Raw genomic sequence first — 23095 nt, forward strand, 5'->3', positions numbered from 1 at the left:
TCAGCATTCGCGCCTGAGTCTCATGGCCCGCGCCGGAAGCGGGCGTCGCGCCATTCGATCGCCGCCTTCAGACCCTGCTCCTTGCGGATCCGGTTGAATTCGGTGCGTTCCGGTCCGGCTCCGGCCTCGATCAGCACGCCGGCATCCACGGCGGCGAGCAGCGCCTGGCGCATGTTCATCATCTCGTAGGTGCGATTGAGGGCACGCTTGGTGAGCGCGACCGACAAGGGTGCCGCCGCCGCCACGTCGCGTGCCATCTGCATGGCCTTGTCGAGCTCTTGGCCGGCAGGAACCACATGGTTGACGATGCCGAGCTGGAGGGCCCGGCCGGCATCGATCTGATCGTTGCCGGTGAGCAGCAGCTCCTTTGCCGCCTTAGGTCCCACGCACCAGGGGAGCAGCATGGCGACGATGCTGGAGCCGAAGCGCACTTCCGGCTGACCGAAGCGCGTTCCCTCGGCCGCAACCGTCATGTCGCAGCTCAGCGCCATCTCGAACGCGCCGGCCAGGCAGAAACCATGCACGGCGGCGATCGTCGGTTTGGCGCAATCCCAGAACTGCATCAAGAAGTCGAAGTCGTATTCGATCACGGCGCGCCACTGCTCGACGCCTTGGATGTTGCGCTGGGCCGACTCCTTCAGATCGAAGCCGGCGGAGAAGGCGCGGCCGGCGCCGTGAATGACGATGGCGTGGATGTCGGGCCGGCCGGCGAAGCCGTCGAGCGCGACCGACACTTCCTGCATCAGCACCGAGTTGAGCGCGTTCAGCGCCTGCGGCCGGTCGAGGGTGATGACCCCGACGCCGCCTTCCGCACGCGTTTTGATGCAGGTTTCCGCCATGCCCCCCGCGCCCTTGCTGGGCGATCCTACGGTGGCGGCCTCTTCAGGCGCAAGGCGCCGGGTCGTTCACGGATTTCGCGCCGATCCGTCGGCTTTGTCGTCGTCCAAGTGGAAGCGCCTGAGCCCGGTCAGGGCGAGGATGCTCAAGAGGATGAAGACGGGAACCGTCCTCAAATAGCGGCCGGCCAAACGGCCGGGCTCGCTCGCCAGGCGAAATACCCATTCGAGGCCGGATCGTTGCATCCACCGCGGCGCCTGCGGCTTGCGGCCCGAGAGGAAATCGAAGGCCGCACCCACCCCGACCATGGCCGCCGCACCGGCATGGGGGAAATGCCGCGCCATCCAGCGCTCCTGCTTGGGCGAGCCGAGGCCGACCCAGACGATCTCGGCGCCGGCGGCTCGCATCGCCTCCAGCGAACGCTGGTCGATGCCGGCCTCAGTGTCGGCGGGTGGCGGGGCGTAGATGCCGACCGGCTGAAATTCGGGATAGCGCTTGCCCAAGGCCGACGCCAGCGCTTCGGCTACGCCCGGACCGCCGCCCAGGAGAAAATGCCGCTTCCTTCGCAGCGTTTCGTCGGCGATGACAGCAGCCATGAGGTCAGGTCCGTAGACCCGCGAGACCTCTCTGTAGCCGAGCGCCCAGCAGAACCAGACCAGCGGCATGCCGTCGGGTGTGACCATGCCCGCCTGGTTGTGGATCGCCTTGAACTCCCGATCGTGCTGGCTCAGCACCACGCCATGGGCATCGCGGATGCAAACATAGCCGCCCCTTCCGGATTCGACCCAGGTGCGGATGGTCCGGACCGCGGCCTGCATGTCGACGCGGCTCACGCCTACGCCGAGCACATTCGCCCGCGGCGGCCTCTCTACGCTCAATAGGCTTCCTTGCCGCTGATCATGGCGATCGCCGTCAGCATCAGGATGCGGAGATCGAAGAGCAGCGACCAATGGGCAATGTATTCGAGGTCGAACTCGACGCGTCGCTGCGCCTTCTCGACGGTGTCGGCGGTGCCGCGGTAGCCCGCGACCTGCGCCCAGCCGGTGATCCCCGGCTTCATGCGATGGCGGGCGGCGTAGTTGGAGACCACCTGGCGATAGTCGGCGGTGGCAGCCAGCATGCCGACCGGATGCGGCCTCGGGCCCACGACCGACATGTCGCCCTTCAGCACGTTGAAGAGCTGCGGCAGCTCGTCCAGGCTCCAGCGGCGCAGAGTCCGGCCCAAGGGTGTGACCCTGGGATCGCCTGGTTCGGTGCGCTTGACGCCGCTCGGATCGGAGCGCTCGACGTACATGGTGCGAAACTTGTAGACGGTGATGATGGTGTCGTTGAAGCCGTTGCGCGGCTGCCGGAAGAGGATCGGACCCGAGGATTCCATCCGGATCAGCAGGGCCACGATCAGCATGATCGGCGACAGCACGAAAGTAATCGCGCAAGTGAGAACCAGATCCTCGATCCGCTTCATCAGCACCTGCCGGTCGGTGAGCGGCCGCCGGCCGATCTGCATGAGCGGCACGCCATAGGCGCCGACCGCGCTGGTGAAGTGCCGGTGCAGCATCCTGGTGGCGAAGGCGACATTGATGTCGACCGGCAAGACGCTGAGCTTCTCGCTCAGCTTGATGATGCGCTCCTCGCTCGACCACGGCAGCGCCAGCACGATGGAGTCGACGCGGTGCTCGCGGGTGTATTCGATGAGCGCCTCGACATTGCCGATGAACGGCAGATCGGCGAGTGAGGGCCGTCGGTTGCCTCCGCGCTCGTCGAACACGCCGACGATCTCCGCATCGGCGCCGCCGTGCTGCCTGATGTCCTTGATGAGCTCGTCGGCCATCTCGGTCGCGCCGACGATGACGATGCGGTCCTGCCAGCGCCGCTGTCTGCGCCAGCGCGCCACCACGACCGCCACGCCGAGCCGGACGGCGATGATGAGGACAGTGGACAAGACCAGCCACAGCAAGGTCCAGCCGCGCGACCAGAACTCGGTGGTCTTGGTGATGAACCCGACCAGGAGCCAGCCGATCGCCATGACGCTGAGGGCGACGAGCGCCCGTTGCGTCATATAGATGACGTTCGACAGGCGGTCATAGCGATAGGCCTGCAGGGCCTGGGCGATGGCGAGATAGCCCAACGCCGAGATGGTCGCGGCGGCGAAGTAGAGGGCAGCTTGCTCCTCGGCATCGAGCACGCCCGCCACATAGACGTAGAAGGCGATGGCGGAGGCGGCGAGAACCGCAAGCCCATCGGCGAGCCGGACCGCATCGGCCAGGAGGCGGCGGGAAATTGGTTTCATGCCTGCAGCACCTCGGGCATCGGGAGCATGGACTCCGCCCGGGGCCGCCCGACGCCGGCGAGCGCCTGGTCGAGCAGCACGGCGGCGGCGGAGGGCTCGAGGCGGTCCATGCAGAGGGGCGAGGAATAGATGCAATAGTCGCTGCAGGGGCGGCACGGCATCGGTTCGACCGCGTAGACGGCGTGCGGCGGCGGCGGCGCGAACCGCTCGAGCGATCCCGGGCCGAAGAGGGCGACTACGCGGCAGCCGACCGCCGCCCCGATATGCATGGGACCGCTGTCGGTGCAGAACAGCACGTCGGCCAATGTCAGCACGCGCTTGAGCTCGCTGAGCGAGCCGTTCCAAGCGACCGTCGGCGTATCCCGGCCAAGCGCGATGCTGGGGCTCCCCTCGGATTCGATCAGCAAGATCGCACCGGGCCGCATCTTGAGGCCGCGCAAGGACGCGCCGATGCGCTCGCCGCTCCAGCGGCGCGTGGCCTGTGCCGCCCCGAAGGCGAGAGCCAAGATCGGTCCGCCCCGATAACCCGCTTCTCTCAGACGCCGGACCAGCTCATCGGGCGGCGGCCGCACCGCCAGAAGCGGCAGGCCCGGCACATTCGTGCCGAGCAGCGCTGCCGCGGCCCGGGCCGCGAGAGTCCCGCGATAGAGCCCGGGCTCGAGCTTCGCCGATCGCTCGAACGGGTGCCGGCTCCGATCGACGCCGATGTCGATCGAAACCCAGGCTCTGCCGCCTTCGGCCGCGTAGCCGGCGTATTCCGCCGTCGCCAGGAGGCGTGCCAGCGCTGTCTCCCTGGGATCGGGGCGGAGGCCGATCAGCAGGTCGTACTCGGTACGGCCAAGGCTGCGGACCGAGCGGGCGAAGTCTCGCCATTCCTCGGACCAGAGGCGGTACTTGCCCCGATGCTTGGTCCAGGGTGGGACGAGAGTCTGATAACCATCGAAAAGCCGCTCATCGCCGAACAGGGCCTCGAGCCAGGGCTTGCCGATGGCATCGATCCTGGCCTCGGGATAGGCCATGCGCAACGCGTGCAGAAAGGGTATCGCGAGGACCGCATCGCCGATCCCCCAGAAGAGGAAGACCCCGATGCGCCGGCGCGGCGAGGTGCCGGACTTTCGCGCCGTCGCGGCGGCGACGGCATCGAGCACCAGCCGCGCTCCCGCATCGCGCACATGCCGCTTCAGCGGGATCCGGGGGACAGTGGTCACCGGAACCCCTTGGCATGCGCGATGCGCCGGGCGCGTTCCATTCCGCTTTCCGCCAACGGCAGCGCGGCACCGGCCCGGGCCTGAAAGAGTTGCCCGCGGGCTTGGCTCCGCTGCGGCTCTTGGCCGTCGTCGTCCGGGCCGTTGAGCCGGCAGGCGATCGCTGCAACGATCCACAGGGTCGCGGCATGCATGGGACGCTCGAGGAAAAGCGTGAAGGTGGCGAAACCGATCATCGAGACCAGCGCCGATGCGGCTGCGAAGGCATCGCCGCCGAAACTCGGGCGATGGATCGCCCGCGTCGCCAGCGCAATGCTGCCGAGCCAGGCGCCGATGATCAGCACGAAACCGAACAGGCCGAGCCGCGCCAGGATGGTGAGGTAGGTGTTGTGCGGCAGCCCGACGTTGAAGCTGCCCTCCTCGACCTCGTTGATGAGGGCTGCCGGCACCAGCGGCTGGCCGAAGCCGACGCCGAAGAGCGGGTTGTCGCGCCAAAGCTCGAACACCGCATCCCAGCGCAGCAGGCGAAAATAGAAATTGTCGTCCTTGGCGAGCGACATGCCGCCCTCGACCGCGGCGAAGAATGACGAGATCGCGTGGGCGAGACCGGATTCCGGCAGGAGGATCGGGGTGGCGACCAGCAGCAGGCCGCCGCCGGCGGCGAGCGCCACGAAGGCAAGGCGCTGGGTCGTCCGCATGCCCAAGAGGCTGAAGAGCGAGCTCAAGGCCATGCCCAGCACCGCCGAGCGGGTCTGAGTGAGCGCCAGGCCGAAGAAGGCGACCGCCGCCGCGCCGAGATGCAGCAGCCGGCGCTCGGTGTTGGAGGCGGCATAGGCCAAGAGCGCCATCAGCGAGAAGCCGATGATGCCGCCGACATCGCCGCTGCCGAAGGAGAGCGCCAGCAGCTTGCTGTCGGTCACGACACGGGTGGCGGTGTCGAACAGCACCTGGGCGCCGCTCTGGGTGTCGATGATGAGCGCCACCGCCAGCACCACCCCGCTATAGGTGAACCAGCGCATGGCCGCGGCGGCCTTTGCCCGGCTGTCGAGGACGAAGTAGGTGAGCGCGAAGACGATGCCGTAGGAGAAGATCGCCAGATCCCGGACGGCGAGGATTCCCCAATCGCCGAAAGCGATCAGCGTATAGAGGATCGAGGTGAGGAAGAGGAGCCAGAGCAAGAGGCCCGGCATTCGGGCAAGGCCGCCGGTCACCAGCCAGACGACCAAGGATCCCGTGCGGGTGATGGCAACCGTGAGCACCAGGGCAATCAGGAACAACTCGGTCAGGAACAACGGCACCGGGCCGATCATGATGCCGATCTTGGCGGCGCTCAGATGCCCGATCCGGGTGATCGCCAGATAGCCGACGATCAGCATGCCGCCGACGCCGAGCTCGCTCGTCGAGGCCGCCTCGCCCATGGGATAGGCGTGGGTCGCGGGCGACCGCGTGCGTGCGCCGATGGACTGGGCGGCAGTCACCGCCAGAATCCCGACCTGCTCGGCAGGCTCGGCATCGTCACCGGCCCGACATTTGCCGGATCATCCAGCTTCGGGGCGCGGCAGGTAGGTTTCACGATGGTGCTTGGAGACATTGGCGGCGTAGTCGTAGCGACGGAGATGGCGAAGGTCGACCTGGGTCAGACCGACGACCGGGTTCATGTGGCCGGATTGGATGATGGTCTTCAGCGCATCGAGCGCCATTTCGCGCGGCGTCTTCGCCCAGCGGATCAGGAACAACACCTTGTCGACTTCCTGCTGCAGGATGAGCGTGTCGGGAAACCGCTTCACCGGCGGCGTATCGAGGATGACCATGTCGTACTGGGTGGAGAGCGCGTGCAGCAGATTCCGCATGCGCTCCGAGCTAAGGAGGATGGGTGCGTCCACCAGCGTCTTGGTATCGCCGCAGTCGATGTGATCCAGCCCGGTCGCCCGGTCGGTGCCGAAGATCTCTCCGGCATCGGCGGCTCCGAGGAGATATTCCGCGAGGCCCGGAAGCGGGTCGGCCTCGCCTTGTCGTGAACGACGGCGCAGCCTTTGGCGGAGATCGCAGTCGACGGTGATCACCCGCTTCTCGCCGACCGCGTAGGTCACCGCCAGGGCGCGGGAGGTGAACGTCTTGCCCTCGCCGTCGAAGGCGGAGGTGACCAAGATGCTGCGCACGGGACGGTTCGGATCGGGCGACAATGACAGGCTGACGCGGATATAGCGTACCGCCTCGGCGAATTCGGTCCGGGCGCGCAGAATGCGGCGCATGTCGCCCAAGCGCCGGGCCTGGTCGAGAGGCTTCACCCAGGGCAGGCTGGCGACCGTCTCGAGGCCGGTCAAATTCTCGATCTGCTGGCGGTTGCGGAAGCCGACGTCGAGCAGATCGAGCACGAAAGCAAGCAGCACGCCGAACATGGCGGCGACCGCGGCGGCCACGGTCACCAGGAGCGGCTTGTTGGGAAAGAACGGATGGTCGGGCGGGATCGCGCGGGAGATGACGCGGACTAGCGGCGTATCGATCCGCCCTTCCATCGCATTCACTTCGCGCATGCGGTTCAGCATGGTCTCGTAGATCGTGCTGCTCGTCTTCAAATCGGCTTCGAGCAGGCGCAAGGTCAATTGCGACTTGCCTTGCTGCTGCAGCTCCTGGGTGAGCTCGCTCACCTTGGCGGCAAGCGCTGTCTCCTGATCCTTGGCGAGGCGGGCTTGGTTTGCCGCAGCGGCAACCAGGCGGCGCATCTCGGCCTTGATCTTGGCGTGGATGTCGTCGAGCTCGGCTTGCGCCTGCTGCAGCCGGGGGTGCGCCTCCCGGTACTGGGTGGCGAGCTCGGCGAGCTGGCGGGCCGCCGCCGTCTCCTGGTTGCGGAGCTGCTGGATGCCGGGAGCATCGAGAGCGATCTCGGAGTCTTCGAAGCGCCCGCCGCCATCGATGAGCTGCTGGAGCTGGCGCGCGCGGCCGTCGAGATCGGCGCGGCGGATCTGCGCCGTCATGAGCTGCTGGTTGTATTCGACCATCTGCCGCTGCTGGGCGGTGTTGCCGTTGAGGTCGAGGATCCCCGCGCTGGCCCGGAACTCTTCGAGGCGCTGCATGACGTCGTCGACGCGCGTGCGCGCCTCCTGCAGGCGGCCGGCGAGCCAGGATGTCTCCCTGGTGGCTACCCGGCGCGCTTCGGTCACCTGGTCTTCGATGTAGGTGGCCGCCAGGGTATTGGCGACGGCGGCGGCCAGGCGCGGATCGTCGGCGATGAAGCGAATCTCGATAACCCTTGAGCGGTCGCCGGCGCGTACGGTGAGATTGCGGAAATAGGTCTCGTAGACCCGGTTGGCGAGCTCGCCGGTCGGCGGCGGCTTCGGTTCCTCGGCCTTCGCCGGGGCGAGATACTGGCGGTAGCCCTGCGGCAGAAAGAGGCTGAGATGCGCCTGCAAGTCCTGCCGCCATTCGCCGAGCCGCACGCCCAGCGAGCGCGATCCGGTGAAGAACGGCGAATTCCCGAGATTGAGCACCTTGACGATGCGGTCGGCGAGGTTGAGGGAAGTCAGGACCGCCGCCTCGGTCTCGTTGGAAAAGAGATCGCCCCCTCCGCCGCCCAACAGCGACGCCAGGCCCGAGGCGGGCGAGCGCGATTGCGGTGCGTCGAGCACGAGCTGCGTCTCGGCGCGGTAGAGCGGATCGATCTGGTTCACGATCATCGCCGCAATGCCGGCGATGAGCACGGCGAAGCACAGCACGAACCAGCGCCGACGGCGGAGGACGTCGAAGACGAACTGCAAATACTGACGCGCGGGATCGGTGCCGATCGTCGCCGGCGCCAGGGGTGCCGTGAGCGGTCCCAGCCCCTGGCTTTCAGCCGGCGTCGAAGGCCCTGCACGGGCGATCGGAGCGACGTTCGTTGACATGTGTCCGAGGCCTCGCTGATGGTCCCGACGAGCCGTCAGGCACAAGTCCGCCATGGGTCAAATATGATTTGCCGGAACTTTTAATATAATGCTGACGAAAAGTTAAGCATCAATCACCGAAGGCGCTATACTTCGCGGGCTCGGCCTTAACTTGGTCGCGGGCATCATAATCCACAAATTTCCCCATTGCTAGAATAGCTTGCCGCATGCCGCCATCCTCCTGGTCGATTTCCGAGCCGCCTCCGGCCGCAAGCGTCAGAGCGAATCTTCTCGCTCTCGGGACCTCGGAGGTCTTTGCCAGGGTCGCCCAGCTCCTCAGTCTGGCGATCTTGGCGCGCGTGCTCGGCCAAGAGGGCATGGGCGTGGTCGGCACGGCATGGGCCATATATCAGCTGGCGGTGCCCTTCGTGCAGTACGCCCCCGAGCTGATCGGCACCCGCGAGGTAGCACGGGGCGTCGAGGCGCGCGCCGCCTTCGTCAGCTTGACCTTGGTCAAGCTGCTGATTGCGGTCTTCGCCTGCCTGCCGATCGCCGTGTGCGCGGCGTTCTTCCTGGACGCCGACCCGGCAGCCCAGCTGCAGGTCGCCCTCCAGTGTCCGGTGCTGTTCGCCGTCGCGCTCAGCGGTGTTTGGGTCTTTCGCGGACAGCGCCGCCTGTGGGCCTATGCCGCCGTCCGCATCGTCAGCTCGGCGGCCTTGCTCGCTGGCCTCTTCTTCGGCCTCGGGCTGGTCCCGCTCCCCTGGGTCGTGCCCGTGGCGGAGACATTGACGGGCCTCATCGGCGCGGCGATCGCCTACGCGTTGCTGATGGGCGCAGAGCCGCTGCAGCGGGTGGTCGCCGAAGTTCGCGCCTCCTTGCCGGAGCTGCGCACCCACGTCGCCGAAGCAGTTCAATTCGGCCTCGGCGCATTTCTTGCCGCTGCGATGTGGAGCGCGCCGATGCTGGTCGCTCGGGTGTTCCTGGATCCCGGCGAGCAAGGCGTGCTGGCGGCGACCATCCGGCTGATCCTCGCGGTGAGCTCGCTGTTCCAGCTGGCGCTCCAGGTGTTCCACCCGGTCCTGGCGTACCGCTACACCCATGATCGCGAGTCCGCGAAAAGCCTCGCTGCCGCACTCGTCGTGCAGGTATTCGCCGTGACGATCCCGGTTGCGCTCGCGGTGGCTCTGCTGTCCCCGTGGATCGCCGGCTCGCTGCTGGGCAGCGAGTTCGACCGCGCCGCGATCGTGCTCACGGCATTGGCGCCGACTCTCATTCCCACCGCCGTCAGCTCGGTATTCGGTTACGCGCTCTTGGCCGATGGCCGCTACCAGCTCTACGTCTTCATCTGTGCGGGCGGTGCCGCCGCCTCTGTCCTCGGCTGCTGGATCGCGTTCTCCCTGTTGCCCGATCCCGAAGCAGCGGCGGTGCTGGCGCCGGTCATGACGCTGGTAGCGCTGGTCCAGGCCTTTATCGTCTGGCGGCTCGATCTCGTCAGCTACGCCCATGTCAGCTGGCGGCAGCTGGCGCCCTCGCGCATTTGGCAGATGCTGAAGGAGCGCTAGGAACCGGCCATGCGACTCGTCGTCCTCATGTATCACCGGATTGCGCCCGACATTCCGCGCATGCGCGGCGACTTGGCGGTGACGCCGGACCGATTTGCGCGGCAAATGGCTCGTCTGCGGCAAGATGGCTTCACCGCGCTGCGGCAAGACGACGTGGTCGCATGGCTCCGCGGGCAGCGGGAGCTGCCGGCACGTCCCGTCGTCGTCACCTTTGACGACGGCTATGCCGACAACCTGATCCACGCGTTCCCGGTGCTCGAGCGTCTCGAGATCCCAGCCATCACGTTCCTGGTCACGCAGCGGCTGGGAGGCCAGAACGACTGGGACTCGGGCAAACTGCCGACGCGACAGCTCATGGGTGCGAGCGACGTCGCCGCCTGGGCCGCGCGCGGGCTCGAGTTCGGCGCGCATGGCCGTACGCATCGCTCGCTCGTGGGTCTGGACGCCCCGACGCTGCGCGCCGAGGTCGACGGTTCCCATGACGACCTTGCGAAGCTGCTCGGACGCGCGCCGATTGCCTTTGCCTATCCAAATGGCGACGTCGACGTGCCGGCGCACGAACACGTCTCTCGGCGTTTTGCCTTGGGCTATGGCGCCCATGAAGGCGCCAACTGGGCCGAGACAGATCCCTGGGAGCTGCAGCGCACCAGCGTGTTCGGGTTCTACCCGACACTCGAGTTCCGATGCCAGATCCGGCTGGGCTGGAGGCCGGGCAATCGGCTGCGAAACGCCTTCGTGCGCTTGGCCCGCCCGCTCCAGTTCGCCTGAGGACCCCTCCCGATCCTTGCGAGCCGGTTAAGCTCGGCCCGAGTCAGAATGGAAGCAGAGCGACCACCGGCGCCGGCAGCAACCAACCGAACAGCAAAGCCACGATGAAGGCGCCGAAGATCCGGCTGGCACCTGGAAACGCCTTGGCTTCGCGAACCATCCCGAAATAGGTCGAGGCGGGTGCGATCATTCCAATGATCAGGCCGGCCACGGCGTCCCCGGCAGGGTGCGCCCGGACCGCGACGCGCGCCAACGCGACCGCCGAGGCAAGCGCCAGGGCACCGAACGGCATATAGCGCCAGGCGCCGCCGCCGGTGCGGGCCAGCGCCGTCGCCACCGAGCCGTAGAGCGCCGCCGCAAGCGCGGCATGACCGCTCGGAAAATATTGGCTGGTGAGCGCGCTGTCCGGCCACAGCGCATCGTCCGGCGTCGCGACCAGCCATTTCAGCATCAAGGTCGCCGCGGCGACCGCGCTGACGCCGAGGACGAATCCCTGAACCGTGCGCGACAGGCCCACCCCCTGCATCCACGCAGCGAACAGCAGCACCGTGGTCACGCAGAGCCCAGGGCTGCCGAGTTCGGCGATCGCGTCGATCATGGGGGGATTGGTCCTACGGCTCCGGGGCGTATCGCGGCCACACCCCTTAGTAGAATAATATCATCAATCGTCCGATGAATCCCAGCGTCCGAGCGATGGCGGGGTTGCTGCGGGGCTTGATTTGGGCCAATACATCCTGGCATCGCGGCTGCAACGGTGATCGCTGGTTGATGTGCATCGCAATTTCCCGGGTCCTGGTGTGCTGCGCCCTCGCCCTCGGCATGGCGGCCTGCGGCATCAATTCGATCAACCTGCCACCGCCGCCGGCGGAGCCGCCCGCCTATCGGCTGGCGGCTGGCGACAAGGTCGCCGTGCAGGTCTTCGGCCATGCCGATCAGTCCGGCCAGTACGAGGTCACGGCCGACGGCACGTTGTCGCTGCCGCTCATCGGCTCCGTGCCGGCGCGCGAGCGCACCGTGGACGAGCTATCGGCGGATTTGCGCACCCGCATGGACCGCTTCATCGTCAATCCGCGCTTCACCGTCGAGGTGGTGACCTACCGGCAGATCTTCGTGCTGGGCGAGGTGAAGAGCCCGGGGGCGTTCCCCTACCATGTCGGGCTCACCGTGCAGCAGGCGGTCGCGCTCGCCGGCGGCTTCAGCTACCGGGCGATCACCGACAAGGTGGTCCTGACGCGGCTCGCCGAGGGCGGAACCCGCGACTACGGCGCCGCGCCGAAGGATCTCGTGCTTCCCGGGGACACTTTGACCGTCATGGAGCGGGTGTTCTAGTCGGTATTTCGCGCGCAGAGCGGGAGCAGCCGCGTGTGCTAAATACGGGACTAGTCGGCGCGATAGGGAAAGGGCTGGTAGCGCGGCCCGAAGGCCCATTCGCCGAAGGCATGCCAGCTCTTGGCTAGGTACGCCCGAACCACCAGGGCCTGCTTGGGCGCGATCACCATCGCGATCGGCAAGACCAGCGCCAGCAGCGGCCAGGCCCAGATTATGTGGCGGCCGAAACGCCCCATCGGATTGAGCCCGGCAAGCCGCAACAGCCTGATGCGCGTGCGTCCCTCGGAACCAAATCGACCGATGAACCAGCCCGGGCGCAGGCGCTCCACAGGCACCCTCAGCCGCGCGCGCGCATCATGGGCGAACAGCACGCGATAGCCGCTACGCATGAACACCAGGCAGAGATCGCTCTCTTCGCCGCCGAGATCGCTGCCGGCGACACCGCGGCCAGGATCCGCCTTGCGTCGGCCCAAGGGATAGTTCTGGGCACGCCTGTCCCCGCACCAGAGCTCGGTGCAGCGGCCCCGGCGCACCGCGAGCGCGACACCGGTCGGCAGGATTGGAAAGATCGCGTCTTCTACACCCGTCTGCCGGCCGCCCTCCCAGACGGCGAATTGGCTCAAGAGCCGCTGCGGCACCCAGGTGGGAACTTGAACGGACGGGTCCAGCTCGACGCGGCCGCCGACCACGCCGATCTTCGGATCGCTCGTCCAGACCTCGAGGATCTCCTCGAAAAAGGCGTCGGTCGGGACAGCATCGTCGTCGATGAAGATGCACAGCTCACTGCGCGCATCGAGCAGTCCGCGCCGCCGCGCATAGTAGACCCCGCGCCGCTCTTCGAGCACCCAGCGAAATTTTGGGTGGCGTCCGGCCAATTCGTCGAGGATGGCGTGGGAGCCGTCGGTCGACCCATTGTCGACCAGTAGCACCTCCGACTTGGGAAACGGCGCCAAGGCCTCGATGATGGCCCCGACCGTATCGCGAACCGCGTCGACCTGATCGAGATAGGAGACCAGCACCGTGAATTGCAGGTCGCGCATCAGCCCCCTTCCCGATGAATCACCTAGGCCGGTCGGCGTGCGCGGATGTCCGCCCCGGCCTTGAGGTTTTCGACGAACCAGCGATAGGTCTGCTCGAGCCCCTGGCGAAGCGGAATGCCTGCGGTCCAGCCCATGGCGCTCAAGCGCGAGACGTCGAGCAGCTTCCTGGGCGCGCCGTCGGGCCGGGAGCGATCGAAGCGGAGCTCGCCTTGGAAGCCGACGACCTCGGCAATGCTGTGGGCGAGCTCGCTGATGCTGACATCGGTGCCGGTGCCGACATTGATGTGCGACTCCGCCGAATAGTGCTGCAGCAGAAAGACGCAGGCGTCCGCCAGGTCGTCCACGTGCAGGAGCTCGCGGCGCGGCGTGCCGGTGCCCCACACGGTGATGCTGGGCAGCCCCGCTGCTTTGGCTTCGTGCGCCTTGCGCATCAGCGCCGGCACCACATGCGCCGTGGCCAGATCGAAATTGTCACCCGAGCCATAGAGGTTGGTCGGCATCGCTGCGATGAAATCCGCACCGTATTGCCGCCGATAGGCGGCCGCGAGCTTGAGCCCGGCGATCTTGGCGACCGCATACCATTGGTTGGTCGGCTCGAGCTCGCCGGTCAGGAGATGCTCCTCGCGCATCGGCTGCGGCGCCAGGCGGGGATAGATGCAGGAGGAGCCGAGAAAGAGCAGCTTCTTGACGCCGGCCTGGTGGGCGGCATCGATGACGTTGGTCGCGATCATCAGATTGTCGCGCAGAAACGGCACGGGCTCGCTGTCGTTGGCGAGAATGCCGCCAACGCGCGCCGCGGCGACGATGACGGCGTCCGGCCGCTCTTCGCCGAGCCACCGGCGAACCGCTTCCTGCTCGGTCAAATCCAGCCGCTCGCGGCCGACGGTCATGACCTCGCAGGATTCCCGGGCGAGCCGGCGCACGATGGCCGAGCCCACCAGGCCGCGATGGCCGGCGACCCAGACGCGCCGGCCCGACAGGAGAAAGGTCCGCTCAGTCATCGCGGTACAGCCGCTCCACGCGTTTGATGAGGCGCAGATCCGCTTCGACCATCTCGGAAACCAGGTCGGTGAAGCTGATCTCATGCCGCCATCCCAACCGGTCGCGCGCCTTCGTCGGATCGCCCTGAAGATGCGGCACCTCGGTCAGCCGGAAGTATTTCGAATCGATGCGCACGCGAACCGCGCCGCTCTTCTGCTCGACGCCGATTTCCTCGAGGCCGGTCCCCTTCCAGGAGATCGGCCGGCCGACATGGGCGAAGGCCCGCTCGACGAACTCGCGCACGCTGTGGCTCTCGCCGGTCGCCAGCACGTAGTCGTCGGGCTCAGGCTGCTGCAGGATCGACCACATGCCCCTGACGTAGTCGCGCGCATGCCCCCAGTCGCGGCGTGCGTCGAGGTTGCCGAGGTAGAGGCACTCCATCCGCCCGAGCTCGATGGCCGCCACCGCGCGGGTGATCTTGCGCGTGACAAAGGTCTCGCCGCGGGTCGGGCCTTCGTGGTTGAAGAGAATGCCGTTGGATGCGTGCATCCCGTAGGCTTCCCGGTAGTTGACCACGATCCAATAGGCGTATTGCTTCGCCACCGCATAGGGGCTGCGCGGGCGAAACGGCGTCGTCTCGCGCTGCGGAACATCCACCGCATCCCCGTACAGCTCCGAGGTCGATGCTTGGTAGAGGCGCACGCGCTTGGCCATGGCTAGAATGCGGATCGCCTCCAGCAGGCGCAGCGTCCCCAGGCCATCGGCATTGGCGGTGTATTCCGGGGTCTCGAAGCTCACCTGCACATGGCTTTGCGCGGCGAGGTTGTAGATCTCGGTCGGCTGCGTCTCCTGCACGATGCGGATGAGGTTGGTCGGATCGGTCATGTCGCCGTGATGGAGAAAGAACCGCACATCGCGCTCGTGGCGGTCTTGATAGAGGTGATCGATCCGAACCGTGTTGAAGGACGACGAGCGGCGCTTGATGCCGTGCACGACATAGCCTTTGGCGAGCAGCAGCTCGGCCAGGTAACCGCCGTCTTGGCCGGTAATGCCAGTGATGAGCGCGACCGGACCAGTCATCGCATACCGCCCCTCAAGCGTGCCACCATCGGACAAACCTATGATTAATCATTCTAGGATAGTCATGGCCGAGTGATGTCGGCGGGGCTGCCAAGCCCGTGGTCCTGCTTCGGGTTCGCAGGTAATATACAATATCGGTAAAATTGCAATCTATTGCATGCGAGCTTGATTTCCTGCGTGGTCCCGTCATTCTGCTGACGGTGAAACAAATGACGTCCATGGCCGTGCGGCTTCTGCGCCGGGTTTGGCTTTGCCTGCTGCTGGTTCCGGCCAACGGCGCGCTGGCCGGCGATCTGGCCGCCGTCCAGCCAGCCCCCGACCTTACCATCCACTACGATCTTTACACGGGCGGGCTGCACACCGTCGGCATCGAGGCCAAAGCTCATATCCAAGCCGAGCGCTATGCGTTGACCGCCGACGTCAATTCCGTCGGCCTCATCAATTGGTTCTTTCGCTATCACGCGCGCCACGAGGCCGGCGGCAAGCTCACCGAAGGCGGCATCCGCCCCGAGCTCTACGCCAACGCCGGCGAGTGGAACGGCGGCGGGCGCAGCGTGACGCTGAGTTACGGCGACGCCGGCCCGATCGAGGCCGAGGTGCGGCCGACCCCGGAGAAGGACGAGCGCGATCCCGTGCCGGCCCATCTTTGGATCGGAACCGTCGATCCCTTGAGCCTGGTGCTCGCTGTCAACCGCCGGACGGCAAGCGAAGAGCCTTGCGCCGTCACCGTCCCGGTGTTCGACGGCAGGCGCCGCTACAATCTGCATTTGGAGCCGGTCGGCCTCGACCGTCTGCCGGCCAACCGCTACTCCTCCTTCGCCGGCGCGGCTCTGAAGTGCCGGGTGATCTATGAGCGGGTGGCAGGCGACCCCCGCAACCCGCAATGGCAGCTGCGGAAGCCCCCGCAGACCACCGTGTGGCTGGCGCGATTCGGGCGAAACCGGATCTGGTTGCCGGTCAGGCTCGAGACCGAATCGATTTTTGGCGCAGTCGTGGGACACATCACCCATGTGGCGGCCGCAGGCACTCCCCATCCCCTCGACTAGCGCCGCCGCCCTGGCGAAGCGGGGCTTGTTGCTGGCGCTCCTCTCAGCCCCGCTGATGGCCTGCGAGAGCGCGCGCGATGCATGGCGCAGCGTCTCCAGCACCGCTGAGGAGACCTGGGGCAGCCTCGCCGGAACCGAGCCCAATCTGCTCCTGCAATCGCGCGAGGGGCGCGTCGAGATCGCTTCCCGCTGCCAGAGCAAAGCCCAAATCCGCTGGCCCAACGCGCAATCGGTCCGGTTCGCCGACGGCCACATAACCAATTCCGGCACCGACGGCGATGCGGAATATCTGGGCGCGGTCGAGGTCGTCACGCCCGCCGGCGGCCTGCAGCGCTTTCGCTTCGTCTGCACGGTGCAGCCCGACGGGGTGGTCGGGCTGAGGTTCCTCTAGACCACATGTCCGTCGTGGGGCGGGTGACCCGCCCCACAGTATGCATAGTCGAGGGTTGCGCCGGATGGGCCGGTGCCGAGCCTCATGCATAGGAGACGGGTCATGGATGAGCTTAGCAAATACGTTGGATTGGATGTGCACAAAGAGCGGACGGTTGTGGCGCTCGCGGCCAGCGCCGGTCAGCGCCTGGCCGGACCTTACGACTTGGCCCAACGCCACGCGCTCATCGGCGGGGCCATTGCCGAAGCCTCGTTCAAGGATCCGCCGGCCCCGGTGCCTGACGTGATCGGCGTCTCCTACTACTCCGACGCTAATGCTTCGGTCATCGATACCGCCAAGCTCAAGGCCAATATCGACGCGCTCAGGCCGTTCCGGGAATTCGTGCGCGGCGTCGTGGAGGATTCCGACCGCTGGGTCGCCGGCAATCCGCCGCAGCCCCGCGTCGCCGCCTGTGCGCTCGATTGGCTGGACGCTTGGGCCGGTGCGGGCGCCCTGCTCGGACGCGTCAACAACCAAGGCGGCTACGAACGCAAATGGTCTCTCGCCGCTCTGGCCTTGAGCTATCTCAAGCTCGCCGATGCCGGCGACCTCGACCCGAACAAACGGCGGCGGGTGGAGGCTTGGCTTGCCGATATCGCCCGCCGGGTGATGCCTGACTATCAGCGCCCGAGCCGGACCGACAACCGCAACAACCACGCCTACTGGGCCGGTCTCGCGGTGGCGGCCGCGGGCGCCGCCGCCGGCGACCACGGCCTCTTCGACTGGGGCATCGGTCAGTATCGGGTGTTTCTCGCCGAGATCCATCCCGACGGCACCCTGCCGCTGGAGATCAATCGCAAGGCTCGCGCGCTCCACTACCACATCTACGCTTTGGCGCCGCTGGTACTGTTGGCAGAGCTCGGGCACGCCAACGGCATCGATCTCTACGCTGAGAGCGACGGTGCCGTGCACCGTCTAGTGGGACGCGTGGCGGCGGGGCTCGATGATCCGTCATGGTTCGAGGCACGCACGGGCATCCGCCAAGACGTCCGGGACAAGCTCGGCGCAAACGACATGGCGTGGGCCGAACCCTATTACGCGCGGTTCGGCACCGCCGCCTTGCTGCCTCACTTGCGGCATTTCCGTCCGTTGAGCGATCGCTCCCTCGGGGGCAACCTGACGCTCCTTTACGGGGTCAAGGATCTACCGGCGCACCCCTGAGACCGACCCGCTCTTGCTCGCGCCGAGCGGTGCCGCCATGCTCGGCTCTCCCATGGCCACCCGCCATCCACGCAAGCCTGCGAGCGCTGCCGGCCCGCCGGTGGAGCTCGTCATCGAGGCGCTGGGGGCGCTGGGCGACGGGCTTGCCCGGCATGGGGGTGAGCGGGTGTTCGTGCCCTTCGCGCTGCCGGGCGAGCGTGTCACCGCGCGGATCCTCGGACGTCGTGCCGACGGGCTCGAGGCACGCCTGATCCAGCTATCCGAGCCGGCGCCGACGCGCATCAAGCCCGCCTGCCGGCATTTCGGCAGCTGCGGCGGTTGCGCCGCCCAGCACCTGGCCCGGCCCGCCTATGCCGCGTGGAAGCGCCGGGTGGTCGAAGACGCCTTGGCGCGGCGCGGGCTCAAGGACATCGCGGTCGAGCCGCCGATGCCGATCGCGCCCGGAACCAGACGGCGCGCCGAGCTGACGCTCATGGGCACGCAGCGCCGGATCCTCGCCGGCTTCGCCCAGCACGCCAGCCACACGATCGTCGATCTCGCCGAGTGCCCGGTGCTGCTGCCCGCCATCGTGGCGCTCATCGAGCCGCTTCGTCAAAGCCTCGCCGGCTGGCTCAAGCCGGGGATGCGGGCGGAAGCGGCGGTTGTGGCCAGCGAGTCGGGTTTAGACCTCGTGCTGACCCTTCCCGCAGCGCCCGACTTGAGCCTCCGCGAGCGCCTGGCAGCGCTCGCCCAATCCCAGGATCTGGCGCGGCTGTCCTGGCGGCAAAAGCATGGAGAGCTCGAGCTGTTGGCGGGGCGCCGCCCGTTCGGAACCCGTTTCGGCGGGATCTGGGTGGCGCTGCCGCCGGGAGCGTTCCTGCAAGCCTCGGAAGCGGGCGAGGCGTTGATCCTGGACGAGGTCCTGTCCGGCATCGGCAGGGCAAAGAGCGTCGCCGATCTCTACGCCGGTGCGGGGACCTTGAGCCTGCCTCTCGCCCGCCAGGCGCGCGTCCACGCCGTCGAGGGCGATGCTGCCCTGGTCCAGGCGCTCGATGAAGCGGCACGCCGGCTCGGCGGCAAGCGCCTCAGCGTGGAACAGCGCGACCTCGCGACCGACCCGCTCACCGCTGCCGAGCTTGCCCGCTTCGAGGCCGCGGTCTTCGATCCGCCGCGGGCTGGCGCCCTGAGCCAGGCCCGAGAGCTCGCCCTCTCCCCGGTGCCCCTGGTGGTCGCCGTTTCCTGCCATCCCGGCAGCTTCGCCCGGGATGCGCGGATCCTGGTGGACGGCGGATACCGGCTCCAGCGCGTGGTGCCGATCGACCAATTCCTCTGGTCGGCGCATATCGAGCTGGTCGCCTGGTTCCGGCGTTAACCCTGACTTCGCTGGACAGCGGCGAAGCGACACCCAATCTTGGTGGCATGCGGATCCTTGCTGCCCCCCTCGCCGCCCTCCTTTGGCTGGCCTCGCCGCCGGCGGCGGCCGAGCCGCTCATCGGCGGCGCCACGGCGCTTTCCGGCGACATGATCCTCATCGGCGGCAAGCGCTTGGCATTGGCCGGAATTATTGCTCCGGCCCGCGAGCAGAAATGCATCGCCGGCGCGCTTCCCTGGCTCTGCGGCACGGCCGCCGTGCAGCATCTCGTCGGGCTCCTCAAAGGGCGCATCCTCACCTGCGAGGATCACGGCAACGATTCGCGCGGACGGCCGTCGGTCCTCTGCAAGACCGGGGACGGCCGCGACATCAGCGAGCAGATGGTCCGCGCCGGCTGGGCGGTCGCCGGGCCGGAGGCGAGCGAGGCCTACAAGAACGCCGAAGTCGCCGCCCGCGGCACGCACCAGGGCATGTGGTCGCGCACGCCCCAATGAACCGGGCGATGCGCATCGAGACCGACAGCATGGGATCCATCGAGGTCCCTGCCGACCGCTACTGGGGCGCGCAGACCCAGCGCTCGCTGGAGAACTTCCGTATCGGTGGCGAGCGCATGCCCGAGCCGCTCATTCGCGCGCTTGGCCTGCAGAAGCAGGCGGCTGCCCTGGCCAACAAGGCGCTGGGAACGCTCGAGCCGAAGCTGGCCGATGCGATCGCGGCCGCCGCCGGCGAGGTCGCCGACGGCAAGCTCCTCGAGCACTTCCCGCTTGTCGTCTGGCAAACCGGCTCGGGCACGCAGACGAACATGAACGCGAACGAGGTGATCGCCAATCGCACGAACGAGCTCCTGGGCCGGACGCTCGGCAGCAAAGCGCCCGTGCATCCCAACGATCATGTCAATCTCGGGCAATCCTCGAATGACAGCTTTCCGACGGCGATGCATATCGCGGTTGCCGGCGAGACGGTGGCGCAGCTGTTGCCGGCGCTCAGGCATCTGCAGCAGGCACTCGCGGCCAAGAGCACGGAATTCGCCGACATCGTGAAGATCGGCCGGACCCATCTCCAGGATGCGACGCCGCTCACCCTCGGTCAGGAGCTCTCCGGGTATGCAGCGCAGGTCGCCGATGCGATCACCGGGATCGAAATGACGCTGCCCGAGCTCTATCGCCTGGCGCAGGGCGGGACGGCGGTCGGAACCGGCTTGAATGCGCCGATCGGCTTTGCCGAGCGCTTCGCCCAGGAGCTGGCGAGGCTGACCGGGCTGCCATACGTGCCGGCGCCGAATTTCTTTGCCGCCTTGGCGGGCCATGACGCGCTGGTGCGCCTATCGGGCGTGCTCAATGCCGCCGCCGCGGCGCTCATGAAGATCGCCAACGATATTCGGCTGCTCGCGTCGGGTCCGCGCTCGGGCCTGGCCGAGCTCAATTTGCCGGAGAACGAGCCCGGATCCTCGATCATGCCGGGCAAGGTCAACCCGACCCAGGCCGAAGCTCTGACCATGGTCGCGGTCCAGGCGATGGGCAACCACGTCGTCATCACCATCGCCGGCGCCAGCGGCCATCTCGAGCTCAACGTCTTCAAGCCGGTGATCGTCTACAACCTCCTGCAGTCGATCCGCCTCTTGGCCGATGCCAGCCGGAGCTTCGCCGACAAATGCGTCGTCGGCATCGAAGCCAATCGCCCGCGCATCGCCGAGCTGGTGGAGCGCTCGCTCATGCTGGTGACCGCCCTTGCTCCGCATATCGGCTACGACAAGGCGGCCGAGGTGGCGAAGCGAGCCCTTGGCGAGGGGCGCACGCTGCGCGAGGTGGCGGTCGCTCTTGGCTACGTCACGCCCGCGGACTTCGATCGCTGGGTCAAGCCCGAGGCGATGGTGAGACCCGGGCGTTGAGCCGCTCCCGGCTCCGCAAGCGCTCGGTGCTGATCGCCGGCCACAAGACCAGCGTCTCCCTGGAAGATGCCTTCTGGCAGGCCCTGAAGCGGCTCGCCCTGGCGCGCGAGCAATCGCTCAGCCAGTTGATCGCCGAAGTCGACCGCGGTCGGGAAGGCAATCTCTCGAGCACGCTCCGCGTACTCGTGCTGGAAAGCCTGGAGCGACGCTAGCCTCGTCACTCGGCCACGAGCGCGGCCAGGGCCTCGATCGAAGCGGCTTTAAGCGCGATCGTGGGCCCGCCTCGCGCACCCAGTGCCGCGACCGCGACGGTACCGGCAAGAGACGCCTCGCGGCCCTTGGCGCCGAGCACGGCATCGAGCGCCAGGCGCTCGACTGGACCGGCCAGGTGGCCGGTGGCGCGGATCGGCCCGAGCCGCTCCGGCGCCACAAGCTGGCCGACACCGCTCAAGCGCAGGAGCTGCCCCGGATCGCTCGTCGCCAGTTCGAAGCCGAGATCGGCCGCCGGGCCGGAGGCGGACGCGGTGAAGGTGCCGGTAACGACCAAGCTGGCACCAGCGAGATCGGCGATCCGCGCCTTCTGCACCGTCACCTCGCCGCCGCGCACCATGGCCTCGATGCTGAGGTCGCGCAGGCTGAGGCCGTCGAGCGTCAACAGGTCGGCGCCGAAATTGAGATTGGCATCGAATTTCGGCAACCGCGTCAGCCAGGCGAACGAGGCCGCGGTCACGTCGCTTTGATAGGCGTCGAGATTCAGCCGATCGAGTGCCACGCGCAGCCCGAAGGCGGGTGGATCTTCAAGGAGAAGCGTCAAGCCGCCGCGCAGCCGCGTGCTGTCGACGCGGAGATCGACGCCGCTCAGCTGCGCCTCATCCGGCGTCAGGCTGAGCCGCGCCGAGAGCGAGGCGCGGCGGAGCCGGGTCGGCGCCGCCCCGGAGACGTCGATACCGAGCCAATTCATCGCCAGGCGCAGATTGTCCGAGTTGAGGTCGAGATCGAGATCGAGGCGGGGCGCCTCGCCGCGCGCGATCAGGGTCCCGAAGGCCGACAGCTCCGAGCCGCCGGGCAATTGCGCCGTCAGGTGCCTGAGCACCGCCTCGCCATCGGTGAGCGCGGCGGCGAGCTGCACCTGGCGCATGAGGCCGCCGCGCCAGGGCATGCTGTCGACCTTGAGCTCGAGATTGGCGCCAAGCCCGCGCGGCAGCTGGAAGCGGCCGTTCCTGGCCATCCGGCGCCACCCATCGATGAGCGGCTCCAGCTCGAGATGGGTGATCCTGATCGACGCATCGAGGCTCGGCGCCGCGCCGAAGCTGGCCTTGAGGCTTCCGTCGATGTCCACACCGGCGAGCTCGGCTTGCAGCTGGGCGAGCTCGACCGTGTCGCCTAGGGTGTGCAAGGCCGCGTCCATGCTGAACGGTTTCGGCAAGAAGGCGAAGGCGCTCTCCTCGAAGCCGCCGAGACGCGCCAGCGTCCCAAGGAAGCGCTCCGGGTCGCTCGCGGCCAGCGCCAGACGGCCGGAAAGCGCCGGCGTACCCGTGCCGTCGGCGAGCGTCCCGGAGAAGCGCGCATTGCCGGCGGCGGTGGCGAGCCGGAGCGCCAACCCGGCCGCTCCGGCTTCGCCCGGCGCCAGCGTTCCCTTGAGTTCGGCGGCGCTATCGCCGACGGTCGCGGTGAAGACCAGCTCGAAGGATCCGAGCGGAGCATCTCTGACGACTGCGCCCGCCAGCTTTTCTGCGCGCGGGCGCCCGGTCTTGGCGGCGGCGAGGATCATCCCGCCCTCGACGGCGACCCGGGCGAGCCCCGCAGGCCAGTTTGGCGCCAGCCCGTGCGCGAGCCCGCCAACAGCCAGGCTCGGCTCGATCAAGGTCACGGAGGACATCTCGAAGCTGCCGCCGAGGAGCGCTGCCACCACCGGTTTGAGGCGCACCAGGCGGGCGGTGAGGAGAGGGTTCTCCTCGCTCGCTCCGATGGCGACGGCCGAGAACGAGATGACCGGCGCCGGCAAGAACTCGATGGTGACGCCGCCGGTGATGCGAACCGGCTGTCCCAGCCAATGGCTGCCCGCGTCGGCGAGCGCCGGGCGGAAGCGGTTCCAGTCCACGGCAAACGGCAGGACCAGCACGGTCGCGAGCGCCAGCGCCAGAGCGGCAATGCAGGCATAGAAAGAGGCGCGCATGAGCGCGGGCACTCAGCCGATGGGACTCAGGTGCATTGACCTAGGAGACCACGGACCGCCGTCCGCCAGCAACCGTTCCAACTCCCGATCG

At 67.6% G+C, this 23095-nt stretch carries 21 protein-coding genes; 10 read left to right on the forward strand and 11 right to left on the reverse strand.

Annotated elements, in window-relative coordinates:
• Positions 1 to 20 precede the first annotated feature (20 nt).
• The 6 genes from HY058_11565 to HY058_11590 all read right to left on the reverse strand — a co-directional run bounded on the left by HY058_11565 (position 21) and on the right by HY058_11590 (position 8213).
• The gene (locus tag HY058_11565; protein MBI3497931.1) at positions 21 to 839 is read right to left on the reverse strand and encodes an enoyl-CoA hydratase/isomerase family protein; all 819 of its coding nucleotides are present in this window, start codon (positions 837 to 839) and stop codon (positions 21 to 23) included.
• A 66-nt stretch (positions 840 to 905) separates the two neighbouring features.
• The gene (locus tag HY058_11570; protein ID MBI3497932.1) at positions 906 to 1655 is read right to left on the reverse strand and encodes a WecB/TagA/CpsF family glycosyltransferase; all 750 of its coding nucleotides are present in this window, start codon (positions 1653 to 1655) and stop codon (positions 906 to 908) included.
• A gap of 56 nt (positions 1656 to 1711) precedes the next feature.
• Complete coding sequence (locus HY058_11575; protein ID MBI3497933.1) at positions 1712 to 3127, reverse strand: undecaprenyl-phosphate glucose phosphotransferase; 1416 nt, start codon at positions 3125 to 3127, stop codon at positions 1712 to 1714.
• Positions 3124 to 4335: a glycosyltransferase family 9 protein gene (locus tag HY058_11580; GenBank protein ID MBI3497934.1), complete on the reverse strand. Its 1212-nt coding sequence runs from the start codon at positions 4333 to 4335 to the stop codon at positions 3124 to 3126. Before HY058_11580 ends, HY058_11575 begins: the two co-directional genes overlap by 4 nt.
• On the reverse strand, positions 4332 to 5810 hold the full coding sequence (locus tag HY058_11585; GenBank protein MBI3497935.1) for an O-antigen ligase family protein: 1479 nt from the start codon (positions 5808 to 5810) through the stop codon (positions 4332 to 4334). Before HY058_11585 ends, HY058_11580 begins: the two co-directional genes overlap by 4 nt.
• Before the next feature lie 60 nt (positions 5811 to 5870).
• Positions 5871 to 8213, reverse strand: coding sequence for a polysaccharide biosynthesis tyrosine autokinase (locus HY058_11590; GenBank protein MBI3497936.1), 2343 nt, complete (start codon positions 8211 to 8213; stop codon positions 5871 to 5873).
• 206 nt (positions 8214 to 8419) lie between these two features.
• Here HY058_11590 and HY058_11595 point away from each other — a divergent pair, with 206 nt between their 5' ends.
• On the forward strand, positions 8420 to 9754 hold the full coding sequence (locus tag HY058_11595) for an oligosaccharide flippase family protein (GenBank protein ID MBI3497937.1): 1335 nt from the start codon (positions 8420 to 8422) through the stop codon (positions 9752 to 9754).
• Between the two features lie 9 nt (positions 9755 to 9763).
• Entirely contained in the window at positions 9764 to 10522 is a 759-nt protein-coding gene (locus HY058_11600; GenBank protein ID MBI3497938.1) for a polysaccharide deacetylase family protein, read from the forward strand.
• Between the two features lie 43 nt (positions 10523 to 10565).
• Here the strand turns inward: HY058_11600 and HY058_11605 are convergent, their stop codons facing one another.
• Positions 10566 to 11120 carry a phosphatase PAP2 family protein gene (locus tag HY058_11605; GenBank protein ID MBI3497939.1) on the reverse strand — a complete coding sequence of 185 codons (555 nt, stop codon included), beginning with the start codon at positions 11118 to 11120 and terminating at the stop codon, positions 10566 to 10568.
• 170 nt (positions 11121 to 11290) lie between these two features.
• Between HY058_11605 and HY058_11610 the strand changes: the two genes are divergently transcribed.
• Positions 11291 to 11851: a polysaccharide export protein gene (locus tag HY058_11610; GenBank protein MBI3497940.1), complete on the forward strand. Its 561-nt coding sequence runs from the start codon at positions 11291 to 11293 to the stop codon at positions 11849 to 11851.
• A gap of 50 nt (positions 11852 to 11901) precedes the next feature.
• On the opposite strand, the gene HY058_11615 is transcribed toward HY058_11610, so the two are convergent.
• The 3 genes from HY058_11615 to gmd are packed head-to-tail and all read right to left on the reverse strand — an operon-like array spanning position 11902 to position 14952.
• Positions 11902 to 12891 (reverse strand): glycosyltransferase, encoded by a 990-nt coding sequence (locus tag HY058_11615; protein ID MBI3497941.1) that lies wholly within the window; start codon positions 12889 to 12891, stop codon positions 11902 to 11904.
• A 23-nt stretch (positions 12892 to 12914) separates the two neighbouring features.
• Positions 12915 to 13871, reverse strand: a complete 957-nt coding sequence (locus HY058_11620; protein MBI3497942.1) for a GDP-L-fucose synthase — start codon at positions 13869 to 13871, stop codon at positions 12915 to 12917.
• 13 nt (positions 13872 to 13884) lie between these two features.
• On the reverse strand, positions 13885 to 14952 hold the full coding sequence (gene gmd, locus HY058_11625) for a GDP-mannose 4,6-dehydratase (GenBank protein ID MBI3497943.1): 1068 nt from the start codon (positions 14950 to 14952) through the stop codon (positions 13885 to 13887).
• Positions 14953 to 15170: 218 nt separating this feature from the next.
• On the opposite strand from gmd, the gene HY058_11630 reads away from it, so the two are divergent.
• From HY058_11630 to HY058_11660, 7 genes are all read left to right on the forward strand, one after another.
• Entirely contained in the window at positions 15171 to 15998 is an 828-nt protein-coding gene (locus tag HY058_11630) for a DUF3108 domain-containing protein (protein MBI3497944.1), read from the forward strand.
• Positions 15961 to 16389: a hypothetical protein gene (locus HY058_11635; protein MBI3497945.1), complete on the forward strand. Its 429-nt coding sequence runs from the start codon at positions 15961 to 15963 to the stop codon at positions 16387 to 16389. The genes HY058_11630 and HY058_11635 overlap by 38 nt, the downstream gene beginning before the upstream one ends.
• 102 nt (positions 16390 to 16491) lie before the next feature.
• A complete protein-coding gene (locus tag HY058_11640) occupies positions 16492 to 17589 on the forward strand; it encodes an alginate lyase family protein (protein MBI3497946.1) in 1098 nt (365 codons plus the stop codon).
• Between the two features lie 52 nt (positions 17590 to 17641).
• Positions 17642 to 18940, forward strand: coding sequence for a 23S rRNA (uracil(1939)-C(5))-methyltransferase RlmD (gene rlmD, locus HY058_11645; GenBank protein MBI3497947.1), 1299 nt, complete (start codon positions 17642 to 17644; stop codon positions 18938 to 18940).
• A gap of 47 nt (positions 18941 to 18987) precedes the next feature.
• Positions 18988 to 19434 (forward strand): thermonuclease family protein, encoded by a 447-nt coding sequence (locus HY058_11650; protein MBI3497948.1) that lies wholly within the window; start codon positions 18988 to 18990, stop codon positions 19432 to 19434.
• Positions 19431 to 20828, forward strand: a complete 1398-nt coding sequence (gene fumC / locus HY058_11655; protein ID MBI3497949.1) for a class II fumarate hydratase — start codon at positions 19431 to 19433, stop codon at positions 20826 to 20828. The genes HY058_11650 and fumC overlap by 4 nt, the downstream gene beginning before the upstream one ends.
• A complete protein-coding gene (locus tag HY058_11660; protein MBI3497950.1) occupies positions 20825 to 21040 on the forward strand; it encodes a ribbon-helix-helix domain-containing protein in 216 nt (71 codons plus the stop codon). The genes fumC and HY058_11660 overlap by 4 nt, the downstream gene beginning before the upstream one ends.
• 5 nt (positions 21041 to 21045) lie before the next feature.
• Here HY058_11660 and HY058_11665 read toward each other — a convergent pair whose 3' ends face one another.
• A complete protein-coding gene (locus HY058_11665) occupies positions 21046 to 23004 on the reverse strand; it encodes a hypothetical protein (GenBank protein MBI3497951.1) in 1959 nt (652 codons plus the stop codon).
• Positions 23005 to 23095: the final 91 nt, after the last annotated feature.

The sequence above is a fragment of the Pseudomonadota bacterium genome, assembly GCA_016195085.1.
Lineage (GTDB): Bacteria > Pseudomonadota > Alphaproteobacteria > SHVZ01 > SHVZ01 > JACQAG01.

Bases quoted from the DNA above. Each gene is read 5' to 3' on its own strand.
- rlmD (MBI3497947.1), top strand. From the start codon at position 17,642: ATGGCCACCCGCCATCCACGCAAGCCTGCGAGCGCTGCCGGCCCGCCG.
- HY058_11650 (MBI3497948.1), top strand. From the start codon at position 18,988: ATGCGGATCCTTGCTGCCCCCCTCGCCGCCCTCCTTTGGCTGGCCTCG.
- HY058_11635 (MBI3497945.1), top strand. From the start codon at position 15,961: ATGTGGCGGCCGCAGGCACTCCCCATCCCCTCGACTAGCGCCGCCGCC.
- HY058_11570 (MBI3497932.1), bottom strand. From the start codon at position 1,655: ATGCAGGCCGCGGTCCGGACCATCCGCACCTGGGTCGAATCCGGAAGG.
- HY058_11605 (MBI3497939.1), bottom strand. From the start codon at position 11,120: ATGATCGACGCGATCGCCGAACTCGGCAGCCCTGGGCTCTGCGTGACC.
- HY058_11590 (MBI3497936.1), bottom strand. From the start codon at position 8,213: ATGTCAACGAACGTCGCTCCGATCGCCCGTGCAGGGCCTTCGACGCCG.
- gmd (MBI3497943.1), bottom strand. From the start codon at position 14,952: ATGACTGGTCCGGTCGCGCTCATCACTGGCATTACCGGCCAAGACGGC.
- fumC (MBI3497949.1), top strand. From the start codon at position 19,431: ATGAACCGGGCGATGCGCATCGAGACCGACAGCATGGGATCCATCGAG.
- HY058_11575 (MBI3497933.1), bottom strand. From the start codon at position 3,127: ATGAAACCAATTTCCCGCCGCCTCCTGGCCGATGCGGTCCGGCTCGCC.
- HY058_11630 (MBI3497944.1), top strand. From the start codon at position 15,171: ATGGCCGTGCGGCTTCTGCGCCGGGTTTGGCTTTGCCTGCTGCTGGTT.
- HY058_11595 (MBI3497937.1), top strand. From the start codon at position 8,420: ATGCCGCCATCCTCCTGGTCGATTTCCGAGCCGCCTCCGGCCGCAAGC.
- HY058_11665 (MBI3497951.1), bottom strand. From the start codon at position 23,004: ATGCGCGCCTCTTTCTATGCCTGCATTGCCGCTCTGGCGCTGGCGCTC.
- HY058_11610 (MBI3497940.1), top strand. From the start codon at position 11,291: ATGTGCATCGCAATTTCCCGGGTCCTGGTGTGCTGCGCCCTCGCCCTC.
- HY058_11565 (MBI3497931.1), bottom strand. From the start codon at position 839: ATGGCGGAAACCTGCATCAAAACGCGTGCGGAAGGCGGCGTCGGGGTC.
- HY058_11600 (MBI3497938.1), top strand. From the start codon at position 9,764: ATGCGACTCGTCGTCCTCATGTATCACCGGATTGCGCCCGACATTCCG.
- HY058_11640 (MBI3497946.1), top strand. From the start codon at position 16,492: ATGGATGAGCTTAGCAAATACGTTGGATTGGATGTGCACAAAGAGCGG.
- HY058_11615 (MBI3497941.1), bottom strand. From the start codon at position 12,891: ATGCGCGACCTGCAATTCACGGTGCTGGTCTCCTATCTCGATCAGGTC.